General features: G+C 70.7%; 21 protein-coding genes. 9 read left to right on the top strand and 12 right to left on the bottom strand.

Going from position 1 to position 17,897, the window contains the following annotated elements; all coding sequences use genetic code 11:
* Positions 1 to 241 precede the first annotated feature (241 nt).
* The 3 genes from thiD to IZR01_RS17790 form a co-directional block, all read right to left on the bottom strand.
* The gene (thiD, locus tag IZR01_RS17800; RefSeq protein WP_194895936.1) at positions 242 to 1,060 is read right to left on the bottom strand and encodes a bifunctional hydroxymethylpyrimidine kinase/phosphomethylpyrimidine kinase; all 819 of its coding nucleotides are present in this window, start codon (positions 1,058 to 1,060) and stop codon (positions 242 to 244) included.
* A 48-nt stretch (positions 1,061 to 1,108) separates the two neighbouring features.
* On the bottom strand, positions 1,109 to 1,639 hold the full coding sequence (locus IZR01_RS17795) for a GNAT family N-acetyltransferase (RefSeq protein WP_194895937.1): 531 nt from the start codon (positions 1,637 to 1,639) through the stop codon (positions 1,109 to 1,111).
* Positions 1,640 to 1,830: 191 nt separating this feature from the next.
* Entirely contained in the window at positions 1,831 to 2,733 is a 903-nt protein-coding gene (locus IZR01_RS17790) for a LysR family transcriptional regulator (protein ID WP_194895938.1), read from the bottom strand.
* Positions 2,734 to 2,875: 142 nt separating this feature from the next.
* Here IZR01_RS17790 and IZR01_RS17785 point away from each other — a divergent pair, with 142 nt between their 5' ends.
* Positions 2,876 to 3,163, top strand: a complete 288-nt coding sequence (locus IZR01_RS17785) for a YciI family protein (RefSeq protein WP_228555015.1) — start codon at positions 2,876 to 2,878, stop codon at positions 3,161 to 3,163.
* A 78-nt stretch (positions 3,164 to 3,241) separates the two neighbouring features.
* On the opposite strand, the gene IZR01_RS17780 is transcribed toward IZR01_RS17785, so the two are convergent.
* Entirely contained in the window at positions 3,242 to 3,529 is a 288-nt protein-coding gene (locus IZR01_RS17780) for a Dabb family protein (RefSeq protein WP_194895939.1), read from the bottom strand.
* A gap of 107 nt (positions 3,530 to 3,636) precedes the next feature.
* Between IZR01_RS17780 and IZR01_RS17775 the strand changes: the two genes are divergently transcribed.
* On the top strand, positions 3,637 to 5,034 hold the full coding sequence (locus IZR01_RS17775; RefSeq protein ID WP_194895940.1) for an MFS transporter: 1,398 nt from the start codon (positions 3,637 to 3,639) through the stop codon (positions 5,032 to 5,034).
* Positions 5,035 to 5,078: 44 nt separating this feature from the next.
* On the opposite strand, the gene IZR01_RS17770 is transcribed toward IZR01_RS17775, so the two are convergent.
* Positions 5,079 to 6,164 carry a thiamine-phosphate kinase gene (locus IZR01_RS17770; protein ID WP_323746430.1) on the bottom strand — a complete coding sequence of 362 codons (1,086 nt, stop codon included), beginning with the start codon at positions 6,162 to 6,164 and terminating at the stop codon, positions 5,079 to 5,081.
* A gap of 131 nt (positions 6,165 to 6,295) precedes the next feature.
* On the opposite strand from IZR01_RS17770, the gene IZR01_RS17765 reads away from it, so the two are divergent.
* Complete coding sequence (locus IZR01_RS17765) at positions 6,296 to 6,535, top strand: Lrp/AsnC family transcriptional regulator (RefSeq protein ID WP_194895942.1); 240 nt, start codon at positions 6,296 to 6,298, stop codon at positions 6,533 to 6,535.
* A gap of 94 nt (positions 6,536 to 6,629) precedes the next feature.
* A complete protein-coding gene (locus tag IZR01_RS17760; protein ID WP_194924448.1) occupies positions 6,630 to 7,142 on the top strand; it encodes a DUF3515 family protein in 513 nt (170 codons plus the stop codon).
* Between the two features lie 27 nt (positions 7,143 to 7,169).
* Here IZR01_RS17760 and IZR01_RS17755 read toward each other — a convergent pair whose 3' ends face one another.
* Positions 7,170 to 8,342, bottom strand: a complete 1,173-nt coding sequence (locus IZR01_RS17755) for a D-alanine--D-alanine ligase family protein (RefSeq protein ID WP_194924447.1) — start codon at positions 8,340 to 8,342, stop codon at positions 7,170 to 7,172.
* A gap of 37 nt (positions 8,343 to 8,379) precedes the next feature.
* Between IZR01_RS17755 and IZR01_RS17750 the strand changes: the two genes are divergently transcribed.
* On the top strand, positions 8,380 to 9,831 hold the full coding sequence (locus IZR01_RS17750; protein WP_228559679.1) for an MFS transporter: 1,452 nt from the start codon (positions 8,380 to 8,382) through the stop codon (positions 9,829 to 9,831).
* A 635-nt stretch (positions 9,832 to 10,466) separates the two neighbouring features.
* Here IZR01_RS17750 and IZR01_RS17745 read toward each other — a convergent pair.
* Both IZR01_RS17745 and IZR01_RS17740 read right to left on the bottom strand, forming a co-directional pair.
* Positions 10,467 to 11,474, bottom strand: coding sequence for an NAD(P)H-dependent glycerol-3-phosphate dehydrogenase (locus IZR01_RS17745; RefSeq protein ID WP_194897542.1), 1,008 nt, complete (start codon positions 11,472 to 11,474; stop codon positions 10,467 to 10,469).
* Positions 11,471 to 12,286 (bottom strand): lysophospholipid acyltransferase family protein, encoded by an 816-nt coding sequence (locus IZR01_RS17740; protein ID WP_194897543.1) that lies wholly within the window; start codon positions 12,284 to 12,286, stop codon positions 11,471 to 11,473. Before IZR01_RS17740 ends, IZR01_RS17745 begins: the two co-directional genes overlap by 4 nt.
* 74 nt (positions 12,287 to 12,360) lie before the next feature.
* Here IZR01_RS17740 and cofC point away from each other — a divergent pair, with 74 nt between their 5' ends.
* The 3 genes from cofC to IZR01_RS17725 are packed head-to-tail and all read left to right on the top strand — an operon-like array spanning position 12,361 to position 13,599.
* Positions 12,361 to 13,089 (top strand): 2-phospho-L-lactate guanylyltransferase, encoded by a 729-nt coding sequence (cofC, locus tag IZR01_RS17735; protein ID WP_194897544.1) that lies wholly within the window; start codon positions 12,361 to 12,363, stop codon positions 13,087 to 13,089.
* Between the two features lie 7 nt (positions 13,090 to 13,096).
* Positions 13,097 to 13,315 carry a hypothetical protein gene (locus IZR01_RS17730; protein ID WP_228555530.1) on the top strand — a complete coding sequence of 73 codons (219 nt, stop codon included), beginning with the start codon at positions 13,097 to 13,099 and terminating at the stop codon, positions 13,313 to 13,315.
* Positions 13,316 to 13,335: 20 nt separating this feature from the next.
* Positions 13,336 to 13,599, top strand: coding sequence for a hypothetical protein (locus IZR01_RS17725; protein WP_194897546.1), 264 nt, complete (start codon positions 13,336 to 13,338; stop codon positions 13,597 to 13,599).
* Positions 13,600 to 13,696: 97 nt separating this feature from the next.
* Here IZR01_RS17725 and IZR01_RS54280 read toward each other — a convergent pair whose 3' ends face one another.
* The 4 genes from IZR01_RS54280 to leuC all read right to left on the bottom strand — a co-directional run bounded on the left by IZR01_RS54280 (position 13,697) and on the right by leuC (position 16,931).
* Complete coding sequence (locus IZR01_RS54280; protein ID WP_194897547.1) at positions 13,697 to 14,401, bottom strand: HU family DNA-binding protein; 705 nt, start codon at positions 14,399 to 14,401, stop codon at positions 13,697 to 13,699.
* 132 nt (positions 14,402 to 14,533) lie between these two features.
* Positions 14,534 to 14,818 (bottom strand): SCO5555 family protein, encoded by a 285-nt coding sequence (locus IZR01_RS17715; RefSeq protein WP_194924446.1) that lies wholly within the window; start codon positions 14,816 to 14,818, stop codon positions 14,534 to 14,536.
* Between the two features lie 77 nt (positions 14,819 to 14,895).
* On the bottom strand, positions 14,896 to 15,495 hold the full coding sequence (gene leuD, locus IZR01_RS17710; protein ID WP_194897548.1) for a 3-isopropylmalate dehydratase small subunit: 600 nt from the start codon (positions 15,493 to 15,495) through the stop codon (positions 14,896 to 14,898).
* Between the two features lie 29 nt (positions 15,496 to 15,524).
* On the bottom strand, positions 15,525 to 16,931 hold the full coding sequence (gene leuC / locus IZR01_RS17705; protein WP_194897554.1) for a 3-isopropylmalate dehydratase large subunit: 1,407 nt from the start codon (positions 16,929 to 16,931) through the stop codon (positions 15,525 to 15,527).
* Positions 16,932 to 17,060: 129 nt separating this feature from the next.
* On the opposite strand from leuC, the gene IZR01_RS17700 reads away from it, so the two are divergent.
* On the top strand, positions 17,061 to 17,777 hold the full coding sequence (locus tag IZR01_RS17700) for an IclR family transcriptional regulator (RefSeq protein WP_194897549.1): 717 nt from the start codon (positions 17,061 to 17,063) through the stop codon (positions 17,775 to 17,777).
* Positions 17,778 to 17,897 lie beyond the last annotated feature (120 nt).

The following is a 17,897-nucleotide window of genomic DNA, read 5'->3' as shown; positions in this document are numbered from 1 at the left end:
CCGGAGGGATGAGTAGGCAGTTCCCGTCCCTCCGGACGGCTACAAGCTAGATCGCCGCGCTTGCGTTGGGATTGCGCCGGCGGAGGAAAGGGGCGAAACGCTCTCGCTCAGTGTGGGTGGACCAGCTTGTCCCAGCCGGCCTTGTCCAGATCGTCCGTGTCCAGATCGTCCGTGTCCAGATCGTCCGTGTCCAGATCGTCCGTGTCCAGATCGTCCGTGTCCAGATCGTCCGTGTACGCCGCTACCGCCAGCGCCAGCCGTGGTCCACCGGACCGATGCCCGCGCCCAGCGGGAAGCCGGCCGCGATACCGCCGGTGACGTACTCCTTGGCGGCGCGCACCGCTGCCGGGACGTCATCACCGATCGCCAGACGCGAGGCGATGGCGCTGGCGAGCGTGCAGCCGGTGCCGTGGGTGTGGCGGTTGTCGTGGCGGGGCGCGCGGAACCAGTGCTCGGCGCCGTCCGGGCCGACCAGCAGGTCCACCGATTCCGGGCTGTCGCTCAGGTGCCCACCCTTCACCAGCACCCAGCGCGGCCCGAGATCGGCGAGCGCCCGCGCGGCCTGGACCATCTGGCTCTCTGCTTCGACCTGAAGGCCGGTGATCAGGCGCACCTCGTCCAGGTTCGGCGTGACCACGGTGGCGCGTGGCAGCAGTTCGGTGCGCAGCGCGTCGAGCGCCTCGGGGGCCAGGAGCGCGTCGCCGTGCTTCGAGACGCTGACCGGGTCGACCACCACCGGGACCGGGGCCGCCGGGTCAAGGGTGCCGATCAGCCGGGCCACCGTCGAGGTGAGCTCGGATGAGGCGAGCATGCCGGTCTTGATCGCGTCCACGCCGATGTCGTCCACGACCGAGCGGAACTGGCGCTCCACCGCCTCGATCGGCAGCGCCCAGAAGTCCTGCACCCCGACCGAGTTCTGCGCGGTGACGGCGGTCAGCACGGACATCCCGTGCACGCCGTGCGCCAGCATGGTCTTCAGGTCGGCCTGGATACCCGCTCCGCCCCCGGAGTCGCTTCCGGCGATGGTGAGGACGCGGGACGGGGCGGTGGCTGCGGACATGGTGATCAGCATACGAGCCGTGGCCGGCGGCACAGGAAGCGAGAGCGGTCAGGCGCGGAAGTCGAGCATGTAGAAGACCTTGTCGTAACGGCGATCTCCCACCGCGACGAAGTCCGGGAGGCGGCCGTATTCGCGGAAGCCGAGCGTGCGGTAGAGATGGAGCGCGTTCTCGTTGTCGCCGCGGGCGTCCAGGGTCAGCACCTCGATGCCGGCCTCGCGGGCACTGTCCACCAGAGCGGTGACGAGCAGGCGGCCCACCCCCATGCCCTGCGCCTCGGAAGCGACGGCGAGCTTCTCCAGATCGGCATGAGGGCGATGTGTGGGCCGCTCATAGCGCAGCCAATAGCCGAGGCCCACCAACCGATCGCCAGAGTAGGCCAGCCGCAGCGCCCCATCCCCGGCGCGCGCCGCCGCAGTCACCTTGTCCATCAAGGCGCCGATCTCAGCCCTCGAAGGCCGATCCACCCAACCGAGCGCCGCGCCCCCGGCCACTAGCTCGGCGAAAAGACGCTGCGCGGCGTCGGCGCCATCGCCCGCGACACCACCCACGACACCATCGCGGATCACCACATCGGTCATGATCGCCAGCCTGCCGGACCCAAGCGGGCGGGGCCAATGGAAGTGGTGGCCAGGGCCGGCACGGACACCCGCCACCAAGGCACTACCGAGTTGATGCGCTTGCACCATCGCTTGGAAATGGTGGCCAGCACCAGCACCAGCACCAGCACTGGCACTGGCCCGGCTACCGAGGCACTACCGGCTTGATGCGCTCACGCCATCGCCCAAGCCGCCGGGCTGAACTTCTGCGTCAGCTCCACCAACGCCCGCAGCGGCGCCGCGCCCGGCCCGATCTCGTCCCGCCACCGCGCCTCGATCGTCAGCGGCGCCAGCCCCTCCTTCAGATCCAGCATCACCAGGTCCCCCGACTCCAGCTCCGCCTGCACCGAGAAGCGCGGCAGCAGCGCCGCTCCCCGGCCGTTCACCGTCAGTCGGCGCAGGGCGTTCAGCGAGCCGGTGATCATCGCGATCTTCAGCGACGGGCCCAGGTCGCGGCCGCATTCGTCGAAGAGCTGCCGGTAGATGCAGCCGATCTCGGTCACCATGAACTCCGTGCGCCGAACGTCGTCCAGCGTCAGCGGGTGGACACTGGCCAGCGGGTGCGACGGGGCCGTGACCAGCACCACGTGGTCCGTGCCGACCACCGCGGTCGGGCCGTCGTAGGCGGGGCCGCTGTCCAGCGTGAAGACCGCGTCCAGGCGTCCCTCCAGCAGCTCCTCCATCAGGCGGGTGCGGCTGGTGACGGTGACCGTGACGTCCGCGGTCTCCGGGCCGGCGGCGCCGTGGTCGAAGGCGGTCAGGACCTCGGGCAGCCACTCGTCGGCCAGCGATTGGAGCGCGCCGATGCGCAGCAGCGGGCGGCGGCCGGAGACGGTACGGCGCAGCTCGCCGTCCAGGTCCAGCATCCGGCGGGCGTACGGCAGCAGGCGCTGCCCGGCCTCGGTCGGGACGGTGCCGATGCTTGTGCGGTTCAGCACCGGGGTGCCGAGGTCGCGCTCCAGGGTGCGCAGCTGGTCGCTGACGCTGCTCTGCGCGTAGCCGAGCTGGTCGGCGGCCGCGGAGATGCCGCCGGTCTCGACCACCGCGAGGAACGCGCGCAACTGTCGGGTGTCCATGCCACCATCCTGCCATCGGCTTCTCCGATAGGGGCGGTTCGCAGGGTACGGTGCGTGCGGACCCCGGGGCCGCGCGCCGGCCCCTCCGGAGCCTTTGTACAGAACGCCGTCGCTGGACTGAAACTTCCATTCCCAAGGAGACATGGTGGCTCGCTTCGCCGTCGAATACGTCTACACCGCGGACACCGCCAAGCGGGACGAGGTCCGCCCGGCCCACCGCGCCTTCCTGCGCGAGGCCCAGGACCGCGGGGAACTGCTGGTGTCGGGGCCGTGGGTGAACAACACCGGGGCGCTGCTGGTCTTCGAAGCCGAGGACGAGGCGGCGCTGAAGAAGCTGCTGGAGCACGACCCCTTCGCCGAGGCCGATCTGGTCGCCCGGGTCCGGATCAACGAGTTCAACCCGGTGCTGGGCAGCTGGCTGGCCGACTGAGCCGGCCGGGGTTCGGTCCGGCCGTCGGCGCGCGGTCGGTAGTCGGCGCGCGGTCGGCGATCGCCGGTCGGCCGTCAGTCAGATGCGGAACAGGATCCGGTCCCGCTGCGCGCGGATCGGGTCCAGGTACGTGGACCGCACCTGGTGGTGGCCGGGGTCCGCGACCCAGGCCCGGTAGGCCTCCTCGTCGTCGAAGTCGGCGATCACCGCGGCGTCCATCGCGTCGTCCGTCAGCCGGACGTCGCGGTGGAACTCGAAGTGCCGGCGCCGCTGGAACGGCACCGCCGCCAGGGCCGCGCCGAACGCCTCGATCTGCGCGTCGGTCGCCTCGGGGGTGAACTTCAGGAGCAATATGCTTCGGATCATGCCCTGATCCTCGCGCAGGCCCGTCCCTTCCCGCCATCGGAGTCTCCGATGGGGCGATCGGAAAGACGGCCTGTCGGCCGGAGCGGGGCCGGCCCGATCCTCAAGCCATGGCACTGATCGACGAAGCCGCGCCGAAGAACACCGGAGACACCGTCACCGGCCCTACCCCGCGTCCCGACCCGACACCGGCGAACCCCCGGGCCAAAGCCGCGTTCGCCGGCATCGTGGCCGGCAACTTCATGGTCCTGCTCGACGCGACGATCCTCAACGTCGCCCTCCCCGATGTGAAGGCGCACCTGCACTCCTCGGCCGCGGCGCTGCCCTGGACCGTGGACGCCTACACCGTCGTGTTCGCCGGCCTGATGCTGGCCTCCGGCGCGATCGCCGACCGGTTCGGCGCGCGCAAGGTGTATCAGAGCGCGGTCGCCCTGTTCGGGCTGATGTCCCTGCTGTGCGCGCTGGCCCCGAACGCCGCCGGCCTGATCGCCGGCCGGGCGCTGCTCGGCGCCGCCGCGGCCGGCATGGTCCCGGCCTCGCTCGCGCTGCTGGCCGGGCTCTACCCCGACGCCAAGGAGCGGACGAAGGCGATCGGCGCGTGGGCCGCGCTGTCCGGGATCGGGCTGGCCGTCGGGCCGGTGCTCGGCGGCGCGCTGGTCGCGGCCGGCGGCTGGCGGCTGGTGTTCGTCGTGAACCCGCCGCTGGCGCTCGCCTCCTGGTTCCTGGTCCGCGGCCTGTCCTCGCACCGTTCCGAGCACCGCAAGAAGTTCGACGTCCCCGGCCTGGTCCTGTTCACCGTCGCGCTCAGCGCCCTGACCTACGGCCTGGTCGACGCCGGCACCGAGGGCTGGGGCAGCCCGGCGCCGCTGGCCGCGCTGGGGCTCGCGGTACTGGCCGCCGTCGCGGTGGCGTTCGTCGAGCGCCGGGCCGAGACCCCGGTGCTGCCGCCGGATCTGCTGCGCCTGGGCCGGGTCCGCAACAACCTGGTGACCGCGGTCTCCGCGAACTACATCTTCTACGGCCTGTTGTACTCGGTCACACTGTGGCTGGAGCAGACCCGGCATCTGAGCGCGGCCATGACCGGCGTCGCGTTCCTGCCCATGATGGTCCCGATGTGCTTCCTGCCGTTGCTGACCAGCAGGCTGGCGCACCGGTTCGGCGCCCGGCCGATGGTGATGGTCGCGATGGTGGCGAACATCGCGGTCGGCGCGGTCCTGTCCACGGTCGGCGCGCACACCTCGCTGGCGGTGGTGATCCTGGCCCAGGTGCTGATGGCGCTGGCGACCACGATGACCATCCCGTCGATCACCGCGGACATGGCCGTGGCCACCCCGCGCGCGCTCGCCGCGACCGGCCAGGGCGCGCTGAACGCCGCCCGGCAGACCGGCAGCGCGCTCGGCGTCGCGATCTTGGGCACGCTGTCCGGGATGCACGCCGCCGGGATCGCGATGGCCGTCGGGGCGCTGGTCACGCTGGTGCTGACCGGGCTGACGCGGCGCGGTGCCTGATCCGGGAGCCAGGCAGGAGCCAGGCGGGAGGCCAGGCGCGGGCACTACTCCGAATGGCCGAAGTGGCTCCAGCCCACCGCGCCGTCCCACGCCTTGCCGTCGACGGTCACCGCCGCAGAGCCCTCATGGACTCTGCCGATCGGACGCCAGCCCTCGGGCAGTTCGGCGCCGGAGGCGAAGGTCGCGACCAGCGCGTGATCCTCGCCCCCGGTCAGAACCAGGTCGAGGCGCGGGCCGGGGGTGGTGACCGCCAGGGCGCTGTCGACATCGACCGCGACGCCGCTGGCCACGGCCAGGTGCATCAGGTCGGCCAGCAGGCCGTCGCTCACATCGAGCATCGCGGTGGCGCCGGCGCGGGCGGCCTGCGGACCGGCCGCGTACGGCGGGCTCGGGCGGCGGTGCGCGCTCAGGTAATCAGCAGGCTGCGGGGCCACCGACCCCGCGGATCCCGCTTCAGGCCGCGCCAGGGTCGAGCCCGCAGACCCCGCTCCAGCCGGCACAGCCGCCGGGCCCGCGGACCCCGGCCCCGCTTCGGCCACGCCACCACTCGCTTGCTCCGCGCCATCACCCGCCTCAACGCCGGTTTCCTCGCCGGACAGCAGCAATTCCAGCCCGGCCGCCGACCACCCCAGCCGTCCGGCCACCGCCACGGTGTCTCCCGGCCGAGCCCCCGACCGCAGCACCGGGGCCCGGCCCTCCAGCGTCCCGAGCACCGTCACCGAGATCGTGATCAGCTCGCCCCGCACCATATCGCCGCCGGCCACGATGGCCCCGAGCCCGGCGCACTCCCCGGCCACCCCCTCGGCGAACTCCTCGACCCAGGCCACCGGCAGATCGCCGGGCAGCACCATCGACAGCAGCAGCGAGGTGGGGACGCCGCCCATCGCGACGATGTCGCTGAAGTTCTGCGCCGCGGCCTTGTGGCCGATGTCACGGGGACTGGACCAGTCCCGGCGGAAGTGGTTGCCCTCCAGCAGCAGGTCGGTGCTGACCGCCAGCCGGCCGTCCGGGGCGTTGAGCAGCGCGGCGTCGTCGCCGGCCGGGACCGGGGTGTCGGGGCTGGTCAGCGGCAGGCGGGCCTGGACGCGGGCGATCAGCCCGAACTCGCCGACATCGTCGATGGTCTCCACGCCAGAACGGTAACCCGGCGACACACCGTGGTACTCGATCGGGTGAACCGTGGCGGTCCGCCCAACGGGCATGGACTCCCGGAATGAGGGAACCGCAGGGTACGGTGGCGTTTCCGACAGTAGGAGGACACGTGGTTCAAGCGTACATCCTGGTCCAGACCGAGGTGGGGAAGGCGGGCGCCGTGGCGCAGGCGATCGCCGAACTCGAGAGCGGCATCACCACCGCCGAAGACGTGACCGGGCCCTACGACGTCATCGTCCGCGCCGAGGCCGGGACCATGGACGAGCTCGGCCGGCTGGTGATCGCCAAGATCCAGGTCATCGAGGGCATCACCCGCACACTGACCTGCCCCATCGTGCATTTCGAGTGATGTGGTAGACCGGTCTTCCGTGGGAGCGACCTCGGGAGACGTGAAAAGGTGGATACCGGCCGCGGCTGTAGGAACAGCCGCGGTTTTGGCATGCGTGGGCGCGGTGTGGGGCTACCACGTCGGGCACACCGGCGCGGTCGGCGTCGATCTGCCGCCCGATTCCGATCCGGCCGTGTTGTCCGCCTGCGCGAACCTCGTCAAGGTCCTGCCGTCGGAACTGGAGGGCGACCACCGGCGCGGAGTGGTCGGCGCGGACGACCATGTGAAACAGCGGGCCGCGGTCTGGGGCTCGCCCACGACCGTCCTGCGGTGCGGGGTCGCCGAGCCGGCCGCGATCGTGGTCGGCGGCCCGGACTACACCCCGCTGAGCAACCAGTACGCGAACATGGGCGACGACACCGCGCAGGTCAACTGGCTGATCGAGGACCACGGCGACCACGTCACCTACACCACCACCGACCGCGCGGTGTACGTCGAGGTCACCGTGCCCTACGACGGCCAGACCCAGAAGCAGAACGCCTCCAACGCGTTGGTGGACCTGGCCCCGCTGATCGTGAAGACCGTCCCGGACCGGGCCGGACACTTCGCCAACGACCAGGTGCAGTGACCTGGAGTCCACCGCACCGCGAGTGGGTCAGCGCAGCCCGGTGGGCCGCCGCATCGCGGTGTCGACCAGCCGCCCGATCAGCTCCGCGTAGGTCATCCCGGCCGCCAGCCACATCTGCGGGAACATCGACGTCGGCGTGAAGCCCGGCATGGTGTTGATCTCGTTGACGATGAACCGGCCGGGGCCGCCGTCGACCGACTCCTGGTAGAAGAAGTCGACCCGGGCCAGGCCCTCGGCGCCCAGCGTCTCGAAGACGCCGATGGTCTGCTCGCGGATGTCCTCGATCTCCTCGGCGCTCAGCCGGGCCGGGATGTCGACCTCGGTGCTGCCGTCGAGGTACTTGGCCTCGAAGTCGTAGAACGTGTGCGGGCCGGTGACCCGCAACTCGGCCGGCATCGAGGCCTCGGGCCGGTCCAACGGCTCCAGGCCCGCCAGCACCCCGCACTCGATCTCGCGGCCCGGGATCGCCGCCTCCACCAGCACCTTCGGGTCGTGCCGGCGGGCGATCTCGATCGCCTGGTCCAGGTCCTCCTGCCGGTCGACCCGGGTGACGCCCATCGACGAGCCGCCCCGGGCCGGCTTGACGAACACCGGGTATCCGAGCTCTTCCACGGCCAGCCGCACCCCGGACCGGCCCTCCTCGGTGGCCCAGTCCCGAGGCCGCACCACCTCATAGGCGCCGATCTCGAACCCGGCCTGGGCCAGCAGCCGCTTCATGAACTCCTTGTCCATGGAGACCGCCGAGGCCAGCACGCCGGAGCCGACGTAGGGGATGCCCGCGAGCTCCAGCAGGCCCTGCAAGGTGCCGTCCTCGCCGTAGGGGCCGTGCAGCAGCGGCAGCACGACGTCCACCTCACCGAGCGACTTGGGCACCGCCCCGGGCTCGTGCACGGTCAGCTCGCGGGCGGTCGGGTCGCCGGCCATGGTGACCAGGTTCGCGCGCTCGGCCGAGGCCGGCAGGCCGATCGCGGGCAGCCGCCCGTCCTCGATGGACAGCCGCAGACCGCCCTGCTCGGGCAGCTCGGCCAACACCCAGCGGCCGTCCGAGGCGATCCCGATCGGCAGAAACTCGTAGCGGTCCGCGTCGGGACTGCTGCGTACGGCGTCCAGTATCGAACCGGCGGTGACGCAGGAGATGGCGTGCTCGCTGGACCGCCCGCCGAAGACGACAGCCACCCGGATCCGCTTCTGATCGCTCATGGTCCGACCATACCTAAGTCCTTGTAGGGTCCGAAGCATGATCATGCAGGGTGGGGGCGCGGCGGGCGGCCGAATACGCCGCTGGCTGCCGGAACTGCCGGACCCCGGACCTCAACGCGCGCTGGTGTGGTCGAGCTTCGTGAACCGGGTCGGGACCGGCATGTTCCTGGCGACGTCGGCGCTGTATTTCACGGTGATCGTGGGTATCCCGGCGCGCCAGGTCGGGACCGGGTTGAGCATCGCCGGGCTGGCCGCTCTGCTCGGTTCGGTGCCGGCCGGGACGCTCGCCGACCGGGTCGGGCCGCGCACCGTCCAGCTGGTGACGCTCGCCGTGCAGACCGTGACGATGGCGCTGTTCGTGGTCGTCCACTCGTGGTGGGCCTTCACGGTGGTGGCGGCCTTCGACTACGTCGCGGACGCGGCGAACAACGCGGCGCGCGGGGCGTTGATAGGCCGGGTCGGCGGTGAGCGGCCGGCGCTGTTCCGCGCGAAGCTGCGGACGAACGCGTGCGTCGCGGTGGTGGCCGGAACGCTGCTCGCCGCAGTCGCGATCCAGATCGGCACACGCGGGGCGTACCTCACAGTCATCCTGGTGAACGCGGTCTCCTATGTGGTCTGCGCGCTCCTGCTGTTGCGGGTGCCGGACTTCGCGCCGCTGCCCCGGCCGCCGGGAACCCGGCGATTCGCGGCGCTGACGGACCGGCCCTACGCGGCCTTCGCCATTCTCAATGGTCTGATAAACCTGCAAGCGGTGGTGGTGACGCTGCTGATCCCGCTGTGGATCGCCTCGCGCACGCACATCCCGCACGGCTTCGCCGCCGCGGTCTTCGGGCTGAACTTCCTGGTCGGGGTGCTGCTGATGCAGCCGGTCGGCCGCCGGATGGAGACGGCCGAGCAAGGCGGCCGGGCGTTGCGGATCGCGGGATTGGCGATCGCGGTGGGGTGTGCGGTGTTGGCGGGCAGCGGATCCGGGCCGCGCTGGGCCGAGACGGTCGTGTTGCTCGGCGGCTCGGCGGTGGTGTGCGCGGCCGGGGTGTGGGTGACGGCGGCCGGATTCTCGTTGAGCTTCGAGCTGGCCCCGGCGCACGCCCAAGGGCAATACCAAGGACTCACGTTGCTCGGCCTGGACGCCGCGAGCGCGGTCGGACCGGCATTGCTGACCGCGTTGGTGCTCGGGCTCGGCGGGCCGGGGTGGGTGATTCTGGGCGCGGGGTTCGCGGCCGCCGGGTTGATGGGGCCGACGGTCACGCGGTGGGCCGAACGGACTCGGCCGGAGAGCGCGGGAAGCACAGAGGACGCGGGAAGCCCAGAGGACCCTAGTGCAGCGCCGCGTCGATCTTTCGGGGGTTGGGTGGGGGGTTTTGGTCACCGGCCTGAGGCGAGTCGGATACGGAGCCCGGCGGTCGCGTGCGAGGCTTTGGTCACCGGCTTGAGGCGAGTCGGGTACGGAGCCCGGCGGTCGCGTACGGGGCTTTGGTCACCGGCTTGAGGCGAGTCGGGTACGGAGCCCGGCGGTCGCGTACGGGGCTTTGGTCACCGACCTGAGGCGAGTCGGATACGGAGCCCGGCGGTCGCGTACGGGGCTTTGGTCACCGGCCTGAGGCGAGTCGGGTACGGAGCCCGGCGGTCGCGTACGGGGCTTAAAAGCGTTGTGAAAAAACCGCCAGATTTCGTCCGCCGGCTCACCGAGACCCGCGGCGGTCGCCCGGCAGGGCGGACAAAATCAGGCCGTTTTGTCACAACATGTGTGGTCCGCTTCCGAGAACGGACAGCCCGGGCGTCAAGCCGGCCACGTCGCCGGCTGCCGGTCGCCCCCAGGGCGAGGTTCACAACCCTACGGCGCAAGGCGGGGACCGGCTGAGGTGACGGCGTACCCGGCCGCGGGCTTCGTGCGGTGCGGGACCCTGACTAACGCAAGCACACATGTTGTTAAAAAACGGCCAGATTTTGGCGGCCGGACCTGCTCACCGCCGCCCGACAGCGCAAGTCAGCGGCCAAAATCTGGCGGTTTTTTCACAACGCCTTTAAGCCCCGCACGCGACCGCCGGCCTCCGCACCCGACTCACCTCAAGCCGGTGACCAAAACCCCCCACCCAACCCCCGAAAGATCGACGCGGCGCTGCACTAGTGCCCGTGCCGCTCCGCCTTCAACGGCCGCGTCATCAGTTCCTTGAGCATTTCGGCCGGCGCCCGGCCGTCATGCACGATCGCCACCACGGTCTCGGCGATCGGCATCTCCACGCCGTGCCGATCCGCCAGTTCCAACACCGCCTCGCAGGACTTCACACCCTCAGCGGTCTGCTTCACTTCCGCCTGTGCCTGTTCCAACGTCAGGCCGCGCCCCAGATGCACGCCGAAGCTGCGGTTGCGCGACAGCGGCGAAGCGCACGTGGCCACCAGGTCGCCGAGTCCGGCCAGGCCGGAGAACGTGTACGGATCCGCGCCCAGGGCCGCGCCGAGCCGTGCCGTCTCGGCCAGGCCGCGGGTGATGAGGGTGGCCTTGGTGTTGTCGCCGAAGCCCATGCCGTCGGCGATGCCGACCGCGAGCCCGATGACGTTCTTCACCACGCCGCCGAGTTCCACGCCGGTCACGTCGCTGGCGGTGTAGGTGCGGAAGTAGGGACCGTTCGTCTCGGCCTGAAGGCGCAGCGCCACGTCCTCGTCCCGGCTGGCCACCACCGAGGCGGCGGGCTGGCGGCGGGCGATCTCCAGGGAGAGATTCGGGCCGGACAGAACCGCGACGCGTTCCCGGCCGAAGCCGGTCACTTCGCGGATCACCTCCGTCATCCGCTTGGCGGTGCCGACCTCCAGCCCCTTCATCAGCGACACCAGGACCGTCTCCGGACCGACCAGGTCCTTCCAGGCCGTCAGGTTCGCGCGCAGCGTCTGCGCCGGGACCGTGAGGTACGCGAACTCGGCGCCGGCCAGCGCCTCGGCGGCGGCGGTGGTGGCCCGCACCGAATCGGGCAGCCGGACGCCCGGGGTGTAGTCGGCGTTCTCGTGGTCGGCGTTGATCGCGGCGATCTGCGCCTCGCGGCGCCCGACCATCACGACCTCGTTGCCGGCGTCGGCCAGCACGATGCTCATCGCCGTGCCCCACGAACCGGTACCGAAGACGGCGCAACGCCTCATGCGCTCTCGACCTGCTTTCCGCTCTCTCCGTCGGCGTCCCACCTGACGGCCGCGCCCGCGGCCCCTTGGTCGGCTTCGCCGTTGTCGTTCTCGATCGCCGGCAGATACCGCACCGCCGGCGGCTCCTGGCCGCGCACGTTCGCCAGCAACTCGGTGATGGCGTCCATGATGCGCTCCGTCGCCTCCCGCACCGTCTCCGCGGTCTGCGGCCGACCGCGCAGGTCGTCCAGGTCCACCGGCGGGCCGGCCAGCATGATCATCCGCTTGCGCGGCAGCAGGTGCGGCTTCCTCTCGTGGTAGGCCAGGATCTCCTGCGCCCCCCACTGTGCCACCGGGACCACCGGGCAGCCGGTAGCCAGCGCGATGCGCGCCGCGCCGCTCTTGGCCGCCATCGGCCACAGCCCGGGGTCGCGGGAGATGGTTCCCTCCGGATACATCGCGACCGCCTGGCCCTCGTTCACCGCGGCGATGGCGTCGCGCAGCGCGTTGGCCGCGTCCGCGCTGTCCCGGTAGACCGGGATCTGCTTGGCCGCACGCAGCACGCTGCCCACGAACTTGTTCTTGAACACCCCGGACTTGGCCAGGAACCGCGGGATCCGGCCGTTGCCGTAGACGTAGTGGCCGAAGGCCAGCGCGTCCACGTGCGAAATGTGGTTGGCCGCGATCACCACACCGCCGGTCTCCGGGATGTGCTCGCCGCCGCGCCAGTCCCGCTTCATCAGCACGCGCAGCAACGGGATCATCACGACGACGATGAACCGAAAGGCCGGACCCAGCTTCCTGGGCGGCCGGTAGGGGGTGCTGGAGGGCATCCCCCAAGTGTCCCCGAGTGCGGGGCGTCCGAACAAGTACGCCGGTCGTCCTCTCGACGTGACAGGATCAAGTCATGCCCCGGTCAGACCTCTCCGAGCCCGGCGCCGGCGACACGGGCCGTACCACGGGAAACACAGACTGGTGTCTGGTGGTGCCGGTGAAACGCCTGGGGCTCGCCAAGACCCGGCTGGCCGGTCCCGGCGTACCGCCGGCCCTGCGCGAACGCCTCGCCCTGGCTTTCGCCACGGACACGGTGAACGCCGCGTTCTCCGCCTCCGCGGTCGCCGATGTCCTGGTGGTCACCGACGATCCGCAAGCCGCCGAAGTCCTCGGCGAAATCGGCGCGACGATCGTCCCGGACGCCCCGGATGCCGGATTGAACGCCGCATTCATGTTCGGAGCGGCGGCGGCCCGAAGAAAGTTCGGAACCGATATCGGCATCGCCGCCTGCACCGCAGATCTCCCGGCATTACGCGCCGCCGAGTTGGATATCGCCTTGGCACATATTGCCGAAGGCGTTCGCTCTTTCGTCGCCGACGCCCACGACATCGGCACCACGATGCTCTTCGCCCCGCCCGGCGTGGAATTGGACCCGCGCTTCGGCGGACCCTCCCGCGCGGCCCACGCCGCCAGCGGCGCCCTGGAACTGCCCGGTACCCGCTTTGGCCAGGGGATACAGATCACCTCGCTACGCCGCGACGTGGACACCGCGACGGACCTCGCCGACGCCCTGCTGCTGGGCGTCGGCCCGCGCACGGCCGAGGTCTGGAGCGCACGGGAGCGAGTGTGCTCGGGTGTATAAACAGTGCGTGACGCGCAAAGAGGCCCAAGGCACCGCAAGGGTTTTCGACCCCACGACCCGCGCCGGCACCGTCCTGTTGGACGACGGCACCGAGGTCGCCTTCGACGGCCCGGCCTTCGACGCCGGCGGACTGCGGCTGCTGCGCATCGGCCAGCGGGTGAAGATGAGCGTGGATGACGGGCGCGTTGTGGCGCTGACGCTGGTGACAATGCCGCTGCCGGATTAGGGCCGAGCCAGGGGGCCTCCATGACCGACACAGCCGCCGCGCTTATCGCACTTGCCGCAGCGTTGGTGCTGGTGGCGGCCGGCCTGGCGATCCAGCGCAACGTCTTCGGGATCGTCTCCAAGAACGCCCGACTGACCGCGAAGGTCTACGGTCGGCTGAAAGACCCTGACGAGATCCGGGCGTCGGTGGAAGCCCGATCGCGTTACGCGGCGGTCGGCTTCCTCGCCGTGGGCGGCGTGGCGGCTGTCATCGACATGCTGTGGCTGGTCAAGACGCTGGCCTGACCCGCTCTTCGCCCCCAAAAGAAACGAGGCGGCGCCCAGACCAGGGCACCGCCGCGTATCAATCTGCCGGAACGCTATGTCCGGCGCCGGAGAAGAACTACCGCTTGGCGGTCTTCTTCGCCGGCGCCTTCTTGGCGGTGGTGCGCTTGGCCGGCGCCGCCTTCTTCGCCGGAGCCTTGGCGACCTTCTTCGCGACCGGTCGGGCCGCCGCCTTCTTGGCCGGGGTGGCCTTCTTGGCCGGCGCCTTCTTGGCGGTGGCGGCCTTCTTCGCCGCCGCCTTCACCACGGTCGCCTTCTTGGCGGCGGCCTTCTTCGCCGGCGCGGCCTTGCGGGCCGGAGCCTTCTTGGCCGGTGCCACCTTCTTCGCGGTCGCCTTGACGGCGGTCTTCTTCGCCGCCGCCTTCTTGGCCGGAGCCGCCTTGGCCGCGGTGGCCTTGGCAGCGGTCTTCTTGGCCGGCGCCGCCTTCTTCGCGGTCGCCTTGGCGGTGGTCTTCTTGGCGGCCTTCGCGGCGGCGGGGGCCTTCTTGTCGCCGTTGACCATGTCCTTGAAGCCCTGGCCGGCCTTGAACTTCGGCGCGGAGGAGGCCTTGACCTTCACCGACTCGCCGGTGCGCGGGTTGCGCGCGGTGCGGGCCGGACGCTTGACCTTCTCGAAGGAGCCGAAGCCGGTGATGGAGACCTTGGTCCCCGACGCCACCGAGGCGATGATCGCGTCCAGAACCGCGTCGACAGCGTCCCCGGCGTCCTTCTTGGACGCATCGAGCTTGTCGGCGACGGCCTCGATCAGCTGGGCCTTGTTCATGTCTACCTACCCTTGGGGCTGTTGGTACGTCTAGCGTCTGATTTCGGCCGTACGTCGCATGCTTGCTCCGTATCAGAACCAATCGCACCGTATGGTGGCACCAGAGGGTGAATCAAATACCTAGGGGTTAAATCACCCTTGTGTCGCAGTGTTTTTCCCAGAAGGGGTGCCTTCGGGGGAAGAAACGGCCCCCGGAGCGAGCACTGCGAGTTCGGTGAAAAACGCTTCCAAACGGTCTGCCGCGACCGTCACGTCATGGCGCGACAAAGCGGTGATGGCAAGCACTCGTTTGGTGAGCTCAGCGCGCCGCTGCGCTGGGATCCGCGGATCCCCGAGCGCTTTGTGGACGTCCTTCAGGCGCGCGGCGAAGGCCGCGTAACGCGAAGGGCGGGGCCGTAGGGGCACGTCGGATGACATTCACCCATAGTGCCCCTCGGCCCCGCCCAAGAAGAAACTGATCAAGTACCGCCGTTAGGGGACGGCGCTCGCGCGGCTCAGGCCGCGGCCGGCAGCGTCTTCGGCTTGAATCCCGGACGCTTGTCCTCGAAACCGTCGATGTCCTCGCCGTGCCGCAGCGTCAGGCTGATGTCGTCCAGCCCCTCCAGCAGCCGCCAGCGGGTGTACTCGTCCACCTCGAAGGTGAAGACGTGCCCCTCGACCCGCACCTCGCGGGCCTCCAGATCCACCGTCACCTCCAGCTCCGGATTCTCCTCGACCAGCTTCCACAGGAGCTCGATGTCCTCCTGCTTCAGCACCGCGGTCAGCAGCCCGTCCTTGGCCGAGTTGCCCCGGAAGATGTCGGCGAACCGCGCCGAGAGCACCACCTTGAAGCCGTAGTCCTTCAGCGCCCACACGGCGTGCTCGCGGGAGGAGCCGGTCCCGAAGTCGGGTCCGGCGACCAGTACCGACACACCCTGATAATCCTCGGAGTTCAGGATGAAATCCGGATCGGCGCGCCAGGCGGCGAACAGCCCGTCCTCGAATCCGGTGCGGGTGATGCGCTTGAGGTACACCGCCGGGATGATCTGGTCGGTGTCGACGTTGGAGCGGCGCAACGGCAGCGCGCGCCCGGTGTGCGTCTTGAACTTCTCCATGACTGTCCTCGCTCCTGCTCTGTGTGGGCTCAGGCGGCCAGATCCGACGGGGACGACAGCGTCCCGGTGACCGCCGTCGCGGCGGCCACCAGCGGCGACACCAGGTGCGTGCGGCCGCCCTTGCCCTGCCGGCCCTCGAAGTTGCGGTTGGACGTGGACGCCGAGCGCTCGCCGGGGGCCAGCTGGTCGGGGTTCATGCCCAGGCACATCGAGCAGCCGGCGAACCGCCACTCGGCGCCGGCGGCGGTGAACACCTCGTGCAGGCCTTCGGCCTCGGCCTCCAGCCGCACCCGCGCCGAGCCCGGCACCACGAGCATCCGGACGCCGTCGGCGACCTTGCGGCCCTTGATGACGGCGGCGGCGGCGCGCAGGTCCTCCAGCCGGCCGTTGGTGCACGAGCCGAGGAAGACGGTGTCCACCTTGATCTCGCGCAGCGGGGTGCCGGCGCGCAGGCCCATGTATTCCAAGGCCTTGCGGGCGGCGGTCTTGTCCACCTCGGCGTCGAAGTCCGTCTCCGGGTCCGGGACCGACGCCGACAGCGGCAGGCCCTGGCCGGGGTTGGTGCCCCAGGTGACGTACGGGGTCAGGGCGTCGCCGTCGATGACCACCTCGGCGTCGAACTTCGCGCCGTCGTCGGTGTGCAGCGTCTTCCAGTACGCGACCGCGGCGTCCCAGTCGGCGCCGGCCGGCGCGTGCGCGCGGCCCTTGAGGTACGCGAACGTCGTCTCGTCCGGCGCGATCATCCCGGCCCGGGCGCCGGCCTCGATGGACATGTTGCAGACCGTCATCCGGCCCTCCATCGACAGCTTCTCGACGGCCGCGCCGCGGTACTCGATGACGTAGCCCTGCCCGCCGCCGGTGCCGATCTGCGCGATGACGGCGAGGACGACGTCCTTGGCGGTGACCCCCTCGGCCAGCTCGCCGGTGACCGTGACGGCCATCGTCTTGAACGGCTTGAGCGGCAGCGTCTGGGTGGCCAGCACGTGCTCGACCTCGCTGGTGCCGATGCCGAACGCCAGCGCGCCGAAGGCGCCGTGGGTGGAGGTGTGCGAGTCGCCGCACACCACGGTCATGCCGGGCTGGGTCAGGCCCAGCTGCGGGCCGACCACGTGCACGATGCCCTGCTGAGCATCGCCCAGGGAGTGGATCCGCACGCCGAAGTCGGCACAGTTCTTGCGCAGCGTCTCGATCTGCAGCCGGGACACCGGGTCGGCGATCGGCTTGTCGATCTCCAGCGTCGGGGTGTTGTGGTCCTCGGTGGCGATGGTGAGGTCGGGGCGGCGCAGCGGCCGGCCGGCGTTGCGGAGCCCGTCGAAGGCCTGGGGCGAGGTCACCTCGTGCAGCAGGTGCAGGTCGATGTAGAGCAGGTCGGGCTCGCCGTCGGCCGAGCGGACCACATGGTCCGCCCACACCTTTTCAGCCAGGGTGTGGGGCATCATCGCTCCTGTCTTCCCACTTGGTCACATCTGTTGTCGCCGATCTCGCGGCCGGCGCGCCCACAACGGTTTGGATCATTCGCGGCGCACGCCTTGCGTCTCGGGATCTGAGACGGCAGAATTCGGTCTATGGACAACTCTAGCGGAGTCGGCGTCCTGGACAAGGCCGCCGTCGTATTGAGCGCCCTGGAAGCAGGCCCGACCACCTTGGCGGGCCTGGTCACGGCCACGGGTTTGGCGCGCCCGACGGCCCACCGGCTGGCCGTGGCCCTTGAGCATCACCGTCTCGTATCCCGGGACATGCAGGGCCGCTTCATCCTCGGGCCGCGGTTGCAGGAACTGGCCTCGGCGGCCGGCGAGGACCGGCTGCTGGCCGCCGCGGGGCCGGTGCTGGCCGCGCTGCGCGACCACACCGGGGAATCGGCGCAGCTCTACCGGCGCCAGGGCGACCTGAGGGTCTGTGTGGCCGCCGCCGAGCGCATGTCAGGACTGCGCGACACCGTGCCGATCGGCTCGGCGCTGCCGATGACCGCCGGCTCCGCGGCGCAGATCCTGCTGGCGTGGGAGGAGCCGGACCGGCTGCACCGCGGTCTGCAGGGCGCCCGGTTCACCGCCACCACACTGGCCGGCGTCCGCCGCCGCGGCTGGGCCCAGTCGGTGGCCGAACGCGAGCAGGGCGTGGCCTCGGTCTCGGCCCCGGTCCGCGGTCCCAACAACCGCGTCATCGCCGGGGTGTCGGTATCCGGTCCGATCGAGCGGCTCACGCGCCAGCCCGGACGGCTGCACGCGCAGTCGGTGGTGGAGGCCGCGGCGCGGCTGAGCGAAGCGGTGAAGCGCGGCTCGTAGCAAGCCGGGCAGTGAAGCGCGGCTCCTAGCGAGCCGGGCCCGGAGAACAGACGGAGCGAATTCGGGATCGACGACACAACGGCGTGTCCGTCGCCCGGGTCGATAGCCCGGGCGAGGACT

Source organism: Catenulispora pinisilvae (assembly GCF_015356865.1).
In the GTDB taxonomy this organism is placed as follows: domain Bacteria; phylum Actinomycetota; class Actinomycetes; order Streptomycetales; family Catenulisporaceae; genus Catenulispora; species Catenulispora pinisilvae.
Note: the sequence above shows the minus strand (reverse complement) of the source record. Positions and strands in the feature narration are given on the sequence as shown.